At 69.1% G+C, this 14,007-nt stretch carries 13 protein-coding genes; 7 read left to right on the top strand and 6 right to left on the bottom strand.

Going from position 1 to position 14,007, the window contains the following annotated elements; all coding sequences use genetic code 11:
- From E2F46_RS07860 to E2F46_RS07870, 3 genes are read left to right on the top strand one after another with little or no spacing between them, the layout of a single operon-like run.
- Entirely contained in the window at positions 1-1,254 is a 1,254-nt protein-coding gene (locus E2F46_RS07860; RefSeq protein ID WP_133321523.1) for an alkaline phosphatase family protein, read from the top strand.
- A 49-nt stretch (positions 1,255-1,303) separates the two neighbouring features.
- Positions 1,304-2,842 carry a DNA-3-methyladenine glycosylase 2 family protein gene (locus E2F46_RS07865; protein ID WP_133321524.1) on the top strand — a complete coding sequence of 513 codons (1,539 nt, stop codon included), beginning with the start codon at positions 1,304-1,306 and terminating at the stop codon, positions 2,840-2,842.
- Positions 2,839-3,348 (top strand): methylated-DNA--[protein]-cysteine S-methyltransferase, encoded by a 510-nt coding sequence (locus E2F46_RS07870; protein ID WP_133321525.1) that lies wholly within the window; start codon positions 2,839-2,841, stop codon positions 3,346-3,348. The genes E2F46_RS07865 and E2F46_RS07870 overlap by 4 nt, the downstream gene beginning before the upstream one ends.
- Positions 3,349-3,481: 133 nt before the next feature.
- Here the strand turns inward: E2F46_RS07870 and E2F46_RS07875 are convergent, their stop codons facing one another.
- Both E2F46_RS07875 and E2F46_RS07880 read right to left on the bottom strand, forming a co-directional pair.
- Positions 3,482-5,128, bottom strand: coding sequence for a serine hydrolase (locus E2F46_RS07875; protein WP_133321526.1), 1,647 nt, complete (start codon positions 5,126-5,128; stop codon positions 3,482-3,484).
- A gap of 336 nt (positions 5,129-5,464) precedes the next feature.
- Positions 5,465-6,715, bottom strand: a complete 1,251-nt coding sequence (locus E2F46_RS07880) for a formimidoylglutamate deiminase (protein ID WP_133321527.1) — start codon at positions 6,713-6,715, stop codon at positions 5,465-5,467.
- Between the two features lie 69 nt (positions 6,716-6,784).
- Here E2F46_RS07880 and E2F46_RS07885 point away from each other — a divergent pair, with 69 nt between their 5' ends.
- The 3 genes from E2F46_RS07885 to E2F46_RS07895 are packed head-to-tail and all read left to right on the top strand — an operon-like array spanning position 6,785 to position 9,459.
- Entirely contained in the window at positions 6,785-6,994 is a 210-nt protein-coding gene (locus tag E2F46_RS07885) for a hypothetical protein (RefSeq protein ID WP_133321528.1), read from the top strand.
- A complete protein-coding gene (gene hutI, locus E2F46_RS07890; protein ID WP_133321602.1) occupies positions 6,975-8,207 on the top strand; it encodes an imidazolonepropionase in 1,233 nt (410 codons plus the stop codon). Before E2F46_RS07885 ends, hutI begins: the two co-directional genes overlap by 20 nt.
- Before the next feature lie 40 nt (positions 8,208-8,247).
- Positions 8,248-9,459 (top strand): dipeptidase, encoded by a 1,212-nt coding sequence (locus E2F46_RS07895; protein WP_133321529.1) that lies wholly within the window; start codon positions 8,248-8,250, stop codon positions 9,457-9,459.
- 69 nt (positions 9,460-9,528) lie between these two features.
- On the opposite strand, the gene E2F46_RS07900 is transcribed toward E2F46_RS07895, so the two are convergent.
- The 4 genes from E2F46_RS07900 to E2F46_RS07915 form a co-directional block, all read right to left on the bottom strand.
- On the bottom strand, positions 9,529-9,714 hold the full coding sequence (locus E2F46_RS07900) for a 30S ribosomal protein THX (RefSeq protein ID WP_133321530.1): 186 nt from the start codon (positions 9,712-9,714) through the stop codon (positions 9,529-9,531).
- Between the two features lie 103 nt (positions 9,715-9,817).
- Complete coding sequence (locus tag E2F46_RS07905) at positions 9,818-10,216, bottom strand: MerC domain-containing protein (protein WP_133321531.1); 399 nt, start codon at positions 10,214-10,216, stop codon at positions 9,818-9,820.
- 88 nt (positions 10,217-10,304) lie between these two features.
- Positions 10,305-11,054 carry a class I SAM-dependent methyltransferase gene (locus tag E2F46_RS07910; protein WP_133321532.1) on the bottom strand — a complete coding sequence of 250 codons (750 nt, stop codon included), beginning with the start codon at positions 11,052-11,054 and terminating at the stop codon, positions 10,305-10,307.
- A gap of 13 nt (positions 11,055-11,067) precedes the next feature.
- Complete coding sequence (locus tag E2F46_RS07915) at positions 11,068-13,290, bottom strand: TonB-dependent receptor domain-containing protein (RefSeq protein ID WP_133321533.1); 2,223 nt, start codon at positions 13,288-13,290, stop codon at positions 11,068-11,070.
- A gap of 244 nt (positions 13,291-13,534) precedes the next feature.
- Between E2F46_RS07915 and E2F46_RS07920 the strand changes: the two genes are divergently transcribed.
- Positions 13,535-13,972, top strand: a complete 438-nt coding sequence (locus E2F46_RS07920; RefSeq protein WP_133321534.1) for a MarR family winged helix-turn-helix transcriptional regulator — start codon at positions 13,535-13,537, stop codon at positions 13,970-13,972.
- Positions 13,973-14,007: the final 35 nt, after the last annotated feature.

Below are 14,007 nucleotides of genomic sequence, written 5' to 3' on the forward strand. Positions count from 1 at the left end.
ATGATCCGATTGCAACCGCGGTTGTTCGCCGCCTTCATCGCCATCCTTCTCGTGCTTCCTGCCTGCGCTCCGCAGGTGCGCGAGGTCCCCGTCGCAGCCCCCGGCAACAGCGTGCTGCTGGTGTCGCTGGATGGCGTGCATCCCGACTACCTCGGCCGTGGCGAGACGCCGCACCTCGACCGGCTGGCGCGCGAAGGCGTGCATGCGCAGTGGATGACGCCTTCCTATCCGTCGCTGACCTTCCCCAACCACTACACGCTGGTCACCGGGCTGCGGCCGGACCGGCACGGCATCATCCACAACACGATGCAGGACGAATGGCTCGGCCGGTTCTGGCTGGCCAATCGTGATGCCGTGGGCGATGGCCGTTGGTGGGGCGGTGAACCGGTCTGGGTGAGCGCGGAAAACGCCGGCATGCCAACCGCCACGCTGTCCTGGCCGGGCAGCGAGGCCCCGGTGCGGGGCGTCTCGCCGACACGCTGGAACGTGTTCGACGCCAACCGGTCCATCGACGAGCGCATCGGCATCGTGGCCGGCTGGCTGACGGAACCCGACGCGACGCGTCCGCGGTTCGCGACGCTGTATTTCGAACACCCCGACAGCGCAGGCCACGACCATGGCCCGTCGTCGGAGGCGTTGCGCGAGGCGATGCGCTCGGTCGACGCCGCCATCGGCGAGCTGCGGGCGCGGCTGGAGCAGGCCGGCGCGTGGGACCGCACCGACATCGTCATCGTGTCCGACCATGGCATGGCCGAAGTGCCGGTCGGCAACGTGGTCGCCACCGAGGACATGGCCGATCCCGGCATCGCCGACCTGGTGATGTGGGGGCAGGTGGTCGGCTTCGCGCCGCGGGCCGGCCACGAAGCGGCCGCCGAAGCATCGCTGCTGGGCAAGCACCCGCACTACGAATGCTGGCGCAAGCACGAGATGCCGGCGCGATGGCACTACGGCACGCATCCGCGCATTCCACCCATCGTCTGCCAGATGGATGTCGGCTGGGACGCCCTGCCACGCGAGCGCATCGCCCGCCGTCCGCAACAGACCCGCGGCTCGCACGGCTACGACCCCGCGCATCCCGACATGCGCGCCATCTTCATCGCGCACGGGCCGTCGTTCCGCGGCGGCGTCACCCTGCCCGCGTTCGAGAACGTCGATGTATACCCGCTGCTGATGCGCCTGCTGGACCTGCCGCCGGCGGACAACGACGGCGACCTGGACACCCTGCGCGACGCGCTGCGCACGCCGGCGCATTGATGTCCGAAAACGGCCAGTCCGGCGCCCGGCGCGGCGCTAGACTGCGCCCATGCCCACCCCCGACACCGCGCCCGCACTGCCCGACGCCGCCACCTGCGAGCAGGCGCGGCTGAGCCGCGATGCGCGTTTCGACGGGCTGTTCTTCACCGCGGTGTCGAGCACCGGCATCTACTGCCGCCCGACCTGCCCCGCGCCCGCGCCCAGGCCGCGCAACGTGCACTACTACGCCAACGCCGCGGCGGCCGAAGCCGCCGGCTATCGGCCCTGCCTGCGCTGCCGGCCGGAGCTGTCGCCGGCCGATGGCGCGTGGCGGCGCGGCGACGAAACCGTGGCGCGCGCACTGAAACTGATCGACCAGGGCTTCCTGGCCGGGCAGCCGCTGTCGGCACTGGCCGCGCGCGTGCACGTTGGCGAACGCCAGTTGCGCCGGCTGTTCGTCGACCGGTTGGGCGCACCACCGATCGGCGTGCACGGCACGCGTCGCCTGCTGTTCGCCAAGCAACTGCTGACCGAAACCGCGCTGCCGATCACCGAGGTGGCGCTGGCGGCAGGCTTCGGCAGCCTGCGCCGGTTCAACACCACCTTCCTCGACGCCTACGGCATGGCACCGCGCGACCTGCGCAAGCGCGAGCCGGCCAGCGGCGGCGCCACGCTGTCGCTGCGCCTGCACTACCGGCCACCGTACGACTTCGCCGCGATGCTGGATTTCCTGCGCGGTCGCGCGCTGCCGGGCGTGGAAATCGTCGACGACCGCAGCTACCTGCGCGTAGTCGGCGATGGCGCGTCGCCGGGCTGGCTGCGCGCGTCTGCCCGGCCCGGGGAACACGCGCTGTCGCTGGAACTGCATGGCATCGCACCGGCTGCGCTGCTGGACGTGGTGGAACGCGTGCGCCGCATGTTCGACCTCGATGCCGATCCGCGCAGCATCGGCGACGTGCTTGCGCGCGATGCACGCCTGCGCCCGCTGGTGCGCAAGCGACCTGGCCTGCGCCTGCCCAGCGGCTGGGACGGCTTCGAGATCGCGGTCCGCGCGGTGGTCGGCCAGCAGGTCAGCGTCGCCGCGGCGCGCACGATCACCACGCGACTCGCCGAGCGCTTCGGCACGCCGCTACCCGATGCCTTTGCAGCGCTCGGATTGCGCCATCTCTTCCCGACTGCGGACACGCTGGCGGACGCGGACTTCGCCGGCATCGGACTGACCGCAGCGCGCGCGGCGACGGTACGCACGATGGCGCGTGCGCTGGTCGATGGCGTGGTCGATTTCCGCGCCGACCGCACGCTGGACGACAACGTCGCGCGCTGGAGCGCCCTGCCCGGCATCGGCCCTTGGACCGCGCAGTACATCGCGCTGCGCGCGCTGGGCCATCCCGATGCATTGCCGGCAGAAGACCTGGTGCTGCAGAAGCAGCTGGCGCGCGATGGCGAGCGACCCGGTGCAAAGGCACTGCGGACACATGCCGAGGCATGGCGCCCGTGGCGCGGCTACGCCGTCATCCATCTCTGGCGCGACGCTGCGCTGGCATCGAACGACATCGGCAAACCCGCGACATCCACGCGCCAACGCAGCCCGCGGAGGGCCAAGGCATGACCACACACACCACCTTCGTCGACAGCCCGGTCGGACGCCTGTTCCTCGCCGCGTCCGACGATGGACTGCACGCGCTCGAATTCCCCGACAACCGCCACCCGGTGCGCCGCGGCGACGACTGGCAGCCCGGCGAGCACGCCGTGTTGCGCATGGCACGCAGGCAGCTGGACGAATACTTCGCGGGCAAGCGCCGCGCGTTCGACCTGCCGCTGGCCCCGCGCGGCACGGCGTTCCAGCGCAGCGTGTGGTGGTCGCTGGCGCGCATCCCCTACGGCGAAACCGTCAGCTACGCGCAACTCGCCGCACGGGTCGGCAAGCCGACCGCCACGCGCGCGGTGGGGGCGGCGAATGGGCGCAACCCGTTGCCGATCGTGCTGCCCTGCCATCGCGTGATCGGCGCCGACGGGTCGCTCACCGGATTCGGCGGCGGGCTGCCGACCAAGCAGTTCCTGCTCAAGCTGGAAGGCGCACTGCCGCCGGAGTTCGATCTGTTCGGGCGTGCGTAAGGCCGGACCTGGCAGCAAGCCAGGTGATCGATGCCTGCATGGTTCATCCGTGCATTGACGAACGCGGTACCCGGCGGCCGGCGACGTCATCGATTGCAATGCAACGGAAGGCGCCAGGCACCCCGGGCCCGCACTACTCCCGCTTCCCCGACAACACATGCCCGCCCTGGTGCAGGTCGAGCGATGCCACTTCGCCATGGTCGCCACGCTTGAATACGATCTCGATACCGAATGCCGCGGCCTCGAACGTGTCCTTGCCGGTCGCGTCCAGCGGGAACTCGCCCTGCCCGGTCGCCTGCGCGTGCAACCTGCCGTCACGCGCGCGCACGGACAGCACGAAATTGGGCATCAGCGGGTAGTCGCCGGCATATCCGGCCAGCGCTGCGTCATCCAGCTGCGGCGCAGGCGTCGCATTGCCCTCCTGCGTGATCCGCGTGGCCGCGAACACACCGCCCATCTGCATCCACTGGAAGCCGTACTCGCCGCTGGCCTTGCGTTGCGGACGCAGGATGGCATCCACCACGGTCGGGAAGAAATCACCGGCATCGTCGTACGCCATCGCGAACTCAGGCTGCCCGGCGACCTGCCCATGCAGCACGCCATCGCGCTGGCGCAGCGACACCTGCGGGAACGGCGGCATGCGGTACTCGCCCTCCAGTGCATCCAGCAGGTCCTGCGGCGGCGATGCCAGCTTGCGCGGCTTGCCCAGTGGCAGCGACGCGTCGACCAGGTGCAGCCCCAGGCTGCCGAGGCTGCCGATGGAGTTCCACGTGGTGTCGGACAGGATCACCACGCCGCGCTGGCGCTCGCGATCCACCGAGACGAAGGCGGAGAATCCACCGGTGCCGCCTTCGTGCACGTGTACGGTACGCCCTGCGACCGGCATCAGCATCCAGTTCATCGCCATCGGCGGCTGTTCGCTGACCGGCTGCTGCGCACGCACGAGCGCTGGCGTGATCGCGGTTTCCACCAGGCCGAGGTTGCCCTGCACGTAACGCACCATGTCGTCGAGCGTGGCGCGCACGCCGCCCACGCCGGCGAGATTGGTGGCGAAGTTCCATGCCGACGTGGCCTGCGTGTTGGGCGAATGCCCCTGCGCAGGACGCACGCCCTCGGGCGCGGAATTGACGAAGGCCTTGTCCATGCCGAGCGGCGCGAACAGGCGCTGCTTGAGCAGTGTCTCGAAGTCCACGCCCGCGCGGTGGGCGACGACGTACGACAGCACCATCGATGCGAAGTTCGAGTACTCGAAACGTTCGCCCGGAGCCACGTTAAGCGTCGCCTCGCCCAACGAGGCCAGCAGGTCCTCTTCCGTCAGCCTCGCGTACGGGTTGGCGACGTCCGTCGCAGGCGTCTGCATGCGCGCCGGCAGCGCCGGCAGGCCGCTGGTATGCGTGACCACGTGGCGCAGCAGGATCGGCGCGCCATCATGCGTCGGCACGGCGGTGCCTTCCGGCAGGTAGTCGGCCAGCGGATCGTCCAGCGACGCCTCGCCACGTTCGATCAGGTCGGCCAGCAGCACCGCCGTCATGGTCTTGCTGACCGAGCCGATCTCGAAGGCAGTGTCTGCGTCGATGCGCGCGGCATCCTTCGGGTCGGCACAGCGATAGGTCCGCGACACCACGTCCCTGTCGATGACGGCCACCGCCATGCAGGCGCCGGTGCGGTCGCCGGCCAGGCGCTGGTCGACGATGGCCTGCAGGGCATCGTCGGCGCGGGCGTGCCCTGCGAGTGACGAGAGTGCGATGGCGGCGGCGATTGCCGTCGGGAGGATGTGCATGCGAATTCCTCGGTCGATGGTGGAGACATCCTACCTGTCGGAGGCCAAGCGGGGTTTGTGACGCGTGGCAGGCCTGTCGATGGGTCACGATCTCGCGCGAAACGCGCGCGAGCGAACATGCAGCGCGCGTTCCAGGAAGCAACGTCCTTGTGTCCCCGCCTGCGCGGGGACGACGGTTCCGGGCGCGGCCGAAGGGCGCGGCGACTCGGCATCCGCCACGACATTGCCATCACGAATAATGGCTGTGAAAACCCGTCATCCCGGCGCACGCCGGGACCCAGCGACTTTGCTGGACAACAGTTGGTACACGCCTGCAGGCGTACGGCGGCAACGCCCCTACAAGCTGGCCAGCAATCCCTGCATCACCGTGGCATAGCGTTCTGCCACGGCATCGCGATCGACATGCACACCGTCCACCACGAGGCGCTTGCCCGCCACGCGCACTTCGCGCACCAGGTTGCGGTTGCCGCTGAAGATCCAGCGATCGGCGATGTCCTCCGCTGTTGCACCGACCAGTTGCGGCGCAGATGCATCGAGCACGATGCTGTCGTCCACGTCGTCGAACCCGGTAGACGCGGCCGCACTCGCCAGCACGCCGTCCAGCAATGTGCTGCCCACGCTGGGCGAAGCCGCGCTGACGGCGATGTTGCGGTGGCGCGTATGCAGGCGCTGCCCATACTCCAGCCAGCGCAGTTCCTCGACCGGCGACACCGAGATGTGCGAATCCGACCCGATGCCCCACGCGCCCCTGGCCCCGAGGTAATCGCGCAGCCGGAACAAGCCATCGCCGAGGTTGGCCTCGGTGGTGGGGCAGATCGCGACGGTCGCGCCGGACTTTGCGATGCCGGCCACCTCCCAGTCGTTGAGATGGGTGGCGTGCACCAGGGTCCAGCGCGCGTCCACGTCGGCATGCTGCAACAGCCACTCCACCGGGCGCAGGTCGCGCATGGCGATGCAGTCCTGCACTTCGCCCACCTGTTCGGCCACGTGGATGTGGATGCGCGCGTCGTCCGGCAAAGCCGCCAGCACGGCGCGCATCGCGTCCGCGGGCACCGCACGCAGGCTGTGCAGCGCGCAGCCGACACGCAGCTGGTCGTCCTGCCGCGCGTGCAGTGCCTCGAACAGGCGCAGGTACGCGTCCACATCGTGGCCGAAGCGCTTCTGCCGCTCGTTCAGCGCGCGTCCGTCGAAGCCACCCGTCATGTAGAGCACAGGCAGCAGGGCCAGGCGGATACCGGTGTCGCGCGCCGCCGCCACCAGCGCATCGGACATCGCAGTGGGGTTGGCGTAGGGCGCGCCGTCCGGTGCGTGGTGCAGGTAGTGGAACTCGCAGACCGAGGTGTAGCCGGCCTCCAGCATCTCCACGTACAGCTGCGCGGCCACGGCATGCAGCGATTCCGGATCGAAGCGCGCCGCCATGCGGTACATGGTCTCGCGCCAGGTCCAGAAGGAGTCGGAAGGATGCGTCTGCCGCTCCGCCAGCCCGGCCATGGCGCGCTGGAACGCGTGCGAATGCAGGTTGGCGATGCCCGGCAGGCGCCAGCCGGCGGGGACGGATTCGATCGCGGCGGGGCGGGACACGGGCATCGGCAACGGCTTCCAGCGTGGATGCGCTAGGCTACCGTGCCGATCCCGTCGTTCACAGGGCCGATTCGCATGTTCAACACATTCGCGGGCGTGGTGGTGGTGTTGATCGCCGTGGTCGTGGTCGTCCTCGTCTCGCGGGAGCGGCTGAAGGGCCCGGGTGCGCGGCGCAGCCGTGGCAACGATGCGACGGGTGCGGGCGCCTTCGGCGCCGATGGCCATCGGCGACAGCCCGAAAGCAACTTCGATGACGGTGGCGGCGATGGGGGCGGTGGTGACTGAACGCTGGGACGGCCTGGTCCTGGGCGCCTCGCTGGCCACGCTGGAGGGCGAAGCGGGCTACGGCGCGATCGGTGACGGCGCGCTGGCCTGGCGCGACGGCCGCATCGCGTGGGTCGGCGCACGCGCCGACCTGCCGGACGACGCACGGCAACGCGCGGTCGAGGTGGTCGACGCCGGCGGCGGCTGGATCACCCCCGGCCTGGTGGACTGCCACACGCACGTGGTGTTCGCCGGCGACCGCGCCGGAGAGTTCGAGCAGCGCCTGCAGGGCGCGAGCTACGAAGAGATCGCGCGCCACGGCGGTGGCATCGTCTCCACCGTGCGTGCCACGCGCGAGGCCAGCGAGGACGCGCTGCTGGCGCAGTCGCTGCCACGCGCCCGTGCACTGCTGGCCGATGGCGCGGCCACGCTGGAAATCAAGTCCGGTTACGGGCTGGACTACGAAAACGAACGCAAGATGCTGCGCGTCGCACGCCGCATCGGCGACACGCTCGGCATCGGCGTGCGCACGACCTTCCTCGGCGCGCATGCGCTGCCGCCGGAGTACGCAGGACGCCCAGACCAGTACATCGATGCGGTGGTCGAGTGGCTGCCGCGCCTGCACGCAGAGGGACTCGTCGATGCCGTCGATGCCTTCTGCGAACGGATCGGCTTCAGCCATGCGCAATCCAGGCGCGTGTTCGAAGCCGCCAAGGCGCTCGACCTGCCGGTGAAGCTGCATGCCGACCAGCTCAGCGATGGCGGCGGCGCGGCACTGGTCGCCGAATTCGGTGGACTCTCCGCCGACCACGTGGAATACACCTCGGCCGAAGGCGTGCGCGCGATGGCGGCCGCCGGCACGGTCGCGGTGCTGCTGCCGGGCGCGTTCCACGTGCTGCGCGAAACCACCCTGCCCCCGCTCGACGAGTTCCGTGCGCAGGGCGTGCCGATGGCGGTGGCCACCGACTGCAATCCCGGCACCTCGCCGCTGCTCTCGCTGCGCCAGGCCATGCAACTGGCCTGCACGCATTTCCGACTGACACCCGAGGAGGCGCTGCGCGGCACCACCGTGCACGCCGCGCGCGCACTGGCGCTGGCCGATCGCGGCACGTTGCGCGTCGGGCAGCGCGCGGATTTCGTGCACTGGAACATCGGCCAACCTGCGGAACTGTGCTACTGGCTGGGCGGTCCGCTGGCACGCGCCGTGTATGCCGGCGGCCGCAAGGTATCCTGATGCCGCCGCAACACACCCTGCCCCGACTGCCGGAGAACCGATGCGCACCTGCCTGCTGCCCTGCCTGCTGTCCGTGATGCTCGCCTCGACCCCGGTCGCCGCCCAGGACGCCACCGATGCCGCACGCGCGTTGGCGCGCGACGCGATCATCGTCGACACCCACATCGATGCGCCCGGCATCCTGTCCAGCCGCTGGGCCGACCTGGGCGTTGAAGCGCCCGACCGCGAGTTCGACTACCCGCGTGCGCGCGAAGGCGGCCTGGACGTGGCGTGGATGGCGATCTACACCTCCGCGCGCCAGGACGACAACGGTACCGCCCGGCAGGCGGCACATGCGCAGATCGACTCGGTCGAAGCGCTGGTGCAGCGCCATCCAGACAAGTTCGCCATCCTCACCTCGCCGCGCGATATCGAGCGCCTGCGCCAGGGCGGTCGCGTGCTGCTGCCGCTCACCATGGAGAATGCCGGTCCGCTGGAAGGCGACCTGTCGCAACTGCAGGTGTTCTTCGACCGCGGCATCCGCTACATCACCCTGGCGCACAGCGCGGCGAACCGCCTCAGCGACTCGTCCTATGGCGTCGAGCGGAAGTGGAACGGCCTGAGCGGGTTTGGCCGCGAGGTGGTGGCGGAAATGAACCGCCTGGGCATCATCGTGGACGTGTCGCATATCTCCGATGCCGCGGCGGAACAGGTGATCGCGCTCAGCACCACGCCGGTGATCGCCAGCCACTCCGCGTTCCGGCACTTCACGCCCGGGTTCGAGCGCAACATCAGCGACGAACTGGCCAAGGCGGTGGCCGCGGGCGGTGGCGTGATCCAGATTCCGTTCGGCACGGCCTTCGTCGATCCGCGCGCCGCCGAGGTGTTGCAGGCGCGCTTCCGTGCTCGCGCCGAATTCGACCAGCGCAACGCCGCGCGCGTCGCCGCCGGCGAGCCACCCGAGGACCGCGCCGCCTTCGAGGAAGCCTTCAACCGCGAGAACCCCGCGCCGACGGAAACGCCGCTGTCCTCGGTGCTCGACCAGATCGACTATGGCGTGCAGCTGGTCGGCATCGACCACCTGGGCATCGGCTCGGACTTCGATGGCGTCGGCGGCGAACTCGCCGAAGGCCTGCGCAGCGTGGCGGATTTCCCGAACCTCGTCGCCGGCCTGCAGGCGCGCGGCTATTCCGATGCCGACATCCGCAAGCTGCTGGGCGAAAACCTGCTGCGCGTGTGGCACGCGGTGGAAGACGGCGCCGAGGCGCGCTGACCGCCACCACCTTGCAAACAAAAACCCCGCGTTTCCGCGGGGTTTTCGTATGTGCCGCCCGCAGGCCGGTCAGTCGGCCTTCGCGACCTTCTTCACCGCCTTCTTCGCAGGCGCCTTGGTCACGGCCTTGGTGGCCTTCTTCGCCACCGGCGCGGCGGCGTTGCCCGCGGCCTTGGTGGTCGCCTTCTTGCGCGCATTGCCGTAACTGGCGTTGTAGCGCTTGCCCTTGGCGGTCTTGACGTCGCCCTTGCCCATCGTTGGTGCTCCTGGATGCGTTCGTGGATATCGTTCGGTGCGGATGCGGCCCCAGGCCCATCCACAGGCCGCGCATCCTAGCACGCGGGCCGCGTCGCCCCGTTCAGCGGCGGCCGGTGGACGCGTGCGTCAGCCGCAGGTTCACCAGGTGCGCCGCGGCCAGCAGCAGGCCACCAGCGGTCATCACGACGGCGTGCAACACCCCGTGGTCGTGCAGGTGCGTGAATGCGCCCGCCCACACCAGCAACAGGCCCGGCACCAGCAGCATCCAGGCATGGAACACGCGATGCCGACGCCAGCCCAGGGTCAGGGTGGTCGCACCCAGCAGCGTGGCGAACACCACGAAGGCCTGGTCGATGTCGATCCAGCCACCGACCTTCAGCCCCAGCGCAGGCAACAACGCCAGCGCCAGCGGCAGCAGCGCGCAATGGATGGCACACAGGAACGATGCCGCGAATCCAATGCGGTCGGCCTGTTTCAAAGCGGAGGGAGGAGAAGCCATGTCGGTCCGTGGGCGCGGCTTTATTTGAAACATTATAACATCAATCCGCGTGGTCGTCCCCGTGAAGAGGGTCGCCGCGGCATCCGGTTCAGGTCGGCTCCGCCACGACGATGTAGTCATGTCCGTGGCGCAGGCCGCCATGCTGGGTGATGGCCGCCAGGCAGCGGCGTCGCAGGGCTTCGACGTGGGCCAGCAGGGCCACCGCCAACGCCCGGTCCTCCAGCTTGGCGAGCGCCCGGGTACACATGTCGAGCTGGCTGTTGATGAAGCGGGCCCCGTAGCGGATGGGGATGCGTTCGGCATCCACCACGCGGAAACCGGACTGCTGCAGTCGTTCCAGCGTCCAGTCCAGCGGGTACTCGCGATACGGCTGGTCGCCCGCCATCAGCAGACAGGCATCGCGCAGGCGGCCGATGCGGTTGACCAGGTAGCCCTCGGGCTCGTCCGGCACCCCGTGCACGTAGGGCTCCAGGCCCACCACGTACAGCCGCTTGCCCACCAGCGGGCGCAGTCGCGCGAACAGCTGCTCCTGCCAGTACGGTGCGAAGCCTTCGATCGCGCCCAGCAGGTAGTCGGCGACCACCGTGTCGTAACGCTCGGCCTCCAGCAGGGCCGGGTCCAGCCAGTTGCCGACCACCAGCCGGTCGTCGCCGCGCATGCGGTCGCCGATCTCGGCCCGGGTCTTGTCCGCCATCAGCGGCGAACCCGTCACCGCCGTCCAGCGCTCCGTGTCCAAGCCCAGCAGCCATCGCATCGATGACTGCCCCGTGCCTGCATCCAGCACCGAGCCCCACGGCCGATGGCCGTGGAGCTCGGTCACGCGTTCATACAGCGACATCCCGGGGAACCCGTCAGAACGTGTAACTCACGCCGAACGTGAGGTTGCGCCCCGGCAGCGGCACCGTGTCGGCAAGGAACGATGTGTGGTTCCAGACTTCCTGGTCCAGCAGGTTGGAGCCGCGCAGGAACAGGCGGGTGCGCGCATCGGCCAGGCGATAGTTCAACGTCAGGTTGAGCATGTCGTGTCCGGGGGTGACGGTCTCGAACTCGGCGATGTCGTCCTGCCGCGCCACGTGGTACAGCTCCAGCTCGCCATCGAAGGCACCCACGCCCACGTTGACCCGGCCGCCGAAGCGCGAGGCCGGGATGCGCGGCACGCGCTCGCCGTCGCTGAAGCGCGCATTGACCCGGTCGCCGAACACCGTGAACGACAACGCGTCGGTCAGGCGCAGGGTTACCTCCGCTTCGACGCCACGGAACTCGGCATCGCGCTGGCTGTACTTGATCAGGCGGAAGTCCTCGTACTGGTCCAGCGTGCGCGCGAAGATGTAGTCGTCGATGTTGTTGGCGAACGCGCCGATGCTGTAGGTCACGTCACCCATGTGCCGACGCAGCAGCAGCTCGTAGTTGCGCGACGATTCCTTGCCGTACTCGGCGTTGTTCTCGGTACCACCGCAGGTCAGTGGGTGCGGCACCAGCCCGCACTCGTACGTGCTGGTGGCCAGGTGCACACCGCGGGCGTACAGCTCCTGCGCATGCGGCATGCGTTCGGAGTGCGAGGCCGAGAAGGTCAGGCTGGTGTCGGGCATGAAGGTCCAGATCGCCGCCGCGGAATACGAAGTGGCGGTATCGTCGTACGCAGGCCGGCCGCGGCTGTCATTGACCGGGCGATGCCGCAGCCATTCATGGCGTGCACCCAGTTCGAAATGCCACTGTTCGCTGGGCTCGAAATGCTCGACCAGGAACACGCCGGTGCTGCGCGTGTCCACCTCCGGCATGAACGCCTCGAGACCGTCGGCCTTGAACGTGGTGTCGGCATGCTGCACGCCGATCACGCCGGTCCAGTTGCCCAGCGGCACGTGCTCAAGCTCCACGCGGGTCTCGTAGCCCTTGTTGGTGAAGGTGGTGGTGATATCGCCATCCTCGATCTCGTGGTGTCGATAGTCGGTGTGGCTGCCGCGGAAGCGGATGCGGCTGAAACCGGCGAACGGATCGGCATACTCGCCACGCAGGTCGAAGCGCTTGCTGACCAGGTCGATCACCGGCACGCCATGCTCATCCTCGTGGTCATGGTCGTGGTCGTGGTCGTGGTCATGGCCGCCGCAGTGCAACGCGCTGCCGTGCGGGTGGCAGTCCTCGTACTCGTGGCTGTGCCCCGGCAAACCGTAGTCATCATCGCGATAGGAATACGCCAGTCCCACGTAGCCGCGATCGGTCACCCAGGACATGCCCACGCTGGCATTGCGCGTGGTGGCGAACGTGCCATCGACGCGGGAGCCATGCGAATGATCGTCATCATGGTCATGGTCGTGGTCATGATCGTGGTCATGATCGTGGTCATCGTCGTGATCGTCGTGGTGGTCGAACGCCCGGCGGCCGGACCGGCCGAAACGATAGTCGTCGACGTCGCGATGCGACGCCTGGGCGTGCAGCACCAGGTTGGACCCGACCTGCGTGGTCACCGAGCCACCGAATGCCTGCTCGTTGGCAACCGTATTGCCTCGCACGACCAGGCGACCGTCGAAGCCGTCGGTCGGCAGCGCCGTGGGCACCTTGTTGTCGAGCACGTTGACCACGCCGCCGATCGCGCCGCCGCCGTACAGCAACGTCGCCGGGCCGCGCAGCACCTCGATGCGCTCGCCCAGCAGCGGGTCGACCGTGACCGCATGGTCGGGAGAGATGTCGGAGGCATCGAGGATCGACGCGCTGTCGGACAGGATGCGCACGCGCGGGCCCACTTGGCCACGGATCACGGGCCGGCTGGAACCCGCGCCGAAGGTATCGGCGCGCACGCCGGGCAGATGGTCGATCGCCTCGCCGAGCGTGCCGACGCCGCGCGCCACCAGGTCCTCGCCGTCGATCACGCTGTAAGGCACGGCGATGTTGTTGGGGTCTTCGCCGATGGCGACGACGCGGACCGAGTCGAGCTGGACGACGCGGCTGGGCGACTGCGCGTCGGCGTCGGCTTCAGTCGCAGTCTCGTAGGCGGCCACGGGGGCGGCAGACACGGCGCCGAGCAGCACGAAGCCGACGGCGATACCAAGGGGATGACGGGAAAACGTGGGAGATGCCATGGGAATCCGGTAGTCGAGGGAACGGGCCAGCGCGGGCTGGCGAGCAACTGTAATGAAATAATATATCACTACGCGTGCCATTGGTCATTGCCGGCCCCGGAATCCCGGGCCGGCAGTGCCGGGCCCAGCTGTCGCCTCCAACCACATCCCTGTCGTCACGATGCCCAGCAGGCCCCTTGCCGCAGCGCTATGCGCCGGCCCCAAAAGCATGTATATACATGCTTATTCCGGGCGTCCGTATCCAATGCCTTCCTCGCCGCACTTCGTTTCCACCTGCACCTGCTTCCGCCTGCGCAAGTTCAGCCGGCTGCTGTCGCAGCGCTACGACGCGGCGCTTGCGCCGGCCGGACTCAACGTGAACCAGCTGTCGATCCTGCGCCGGGCCAGTCATGCGCCACACACCATCGGCTCGCTCGCCACCGAGCTGGGCATGGAGCGCAGCACGCTCAGCCGCGACCTCAAGCACGTCGCTGCAAAGGGCTGGATTCGCATGGCGACGGGTGAGGATGCCCGGCAGAAACGGATCGTCGTGACGGCGGTTGGCCAACGCATCATCGCTCGCGCCCTTCCTCTGTGGCGCGAGGCGCAGGAGAGCACAGGCGATATCGTGGGACAGGACGCGCTGCAGCGACTGCACGGCGATCTCGACGCCGCGCTCGAACGATTGGCCTCGGTACCGTGACCGCCGCGCCCCGCTACTGGCCGCTGGTGCTTGCC

The sequence above is a fragment of the Luteimonas aestuarii genome (genome assembly GCF_004357985.1).
In the GTDB taxonomy this organism is placed as follows: domain Bacteria; phylum Pseudomonadota; class Gammaproteobacteria; order Xanthomonadales; family Xanthomonadaceae; genus Luteimonas; species Luteimonas aestuarii.

Bases quoted from the DNA above. Each gene is read 5' to 3' on its own strand.
- E2F46_RS07860 (WP_133321523.1), top strand. From the start codon at position 1: ATGATCCGATTGCAACCGCGGTTGTTCGCCGCCTTCATCGCCATCCTT.
- E2F46_RS07865 (WP_133321524.1), top strand. From the start codon at position 1,304: ATGCCCACCCCCGACACCGCGCCCGCACTGCCCGACGCCGCCACCTGC.
- E2F46_RS07870 (WP_133321525.1), top strand. From the start codon at position 2,839: ATGACCACACACACCACCTTCGTCGACAGCCCGGTCGGACGCCTGTTC.
- E2F46_RS07875 (WP_133321526.1), bottom strand. From the start codon at position 5,128: ATGCACATCCTCCCGACGGCAATCGCCGCCGCCATCGCACTCTCGTCA.
- E2F46_RS07880 (WP_133321527.1), bottom strand. From the start codon at position 6,715: ATGCCCGTGTCCCGCCCCGCCGCGATCGAATCCGTCCCCGCCGGCTGG.
- E2F46_RS07885 (WP_133321528.1), top strand. From the start codon at position 6,785: ATGTTCAACACATTCGCGGGCGTGGTGGTGGTGTTGATCGCCGTGGTC.
- hutI (WP_133321602.1), top strand. From the start codon at position 6,975: ATGGGGGCGGTGGTGACTGAACGCTGGGACGGCCTGGTCCTGGGCGCC.
- E2F46_RS07895 (WP_133321529.1), top strand. From the start codon at position 8,248: ATGCGCACCTGCCTGCTGCCCTGCCTGCTGTCCGTGATGCTCGCCTCG.
- E2F46_RS07900 (WP_133321530.1), bottom strand. From the start codon at position 9,714: ATGGGCAAGGGCGACGTCAAGACCGCCAAGGGCAAGCGCTACAACGCC.
- E2F46_RS07905 (WP_133321531.1), bottom strand. From the start codon at position 10,216: ATGGCTTCTCCTCCCTCCGCTTTGAAACAGGCCGACCGCATTGGATTC.
- E2F46_RS07910 (WP_133321532.1), bottom strand. From the start codon at position 11,054: ATGTCGCTGTATGAACGCGTGACCGAGCTCCACGGCCATCGGCCGTGG.
- E2F46_RS07915 (WP_133321533.1), bottom strand. From the start codon at position 13,290: ATGGCATCTCCCACGTTTTCCCGTCATCCCCTTGGTATCGCCGTCGGC.
- E2F46_RS07920 (WP_133321534.1), top strand. From the start codon at position 13,535: ATGCCTTCCTCGCCGCACTTCGTTTCCACCTGCACCTGCTTCCGCCTG.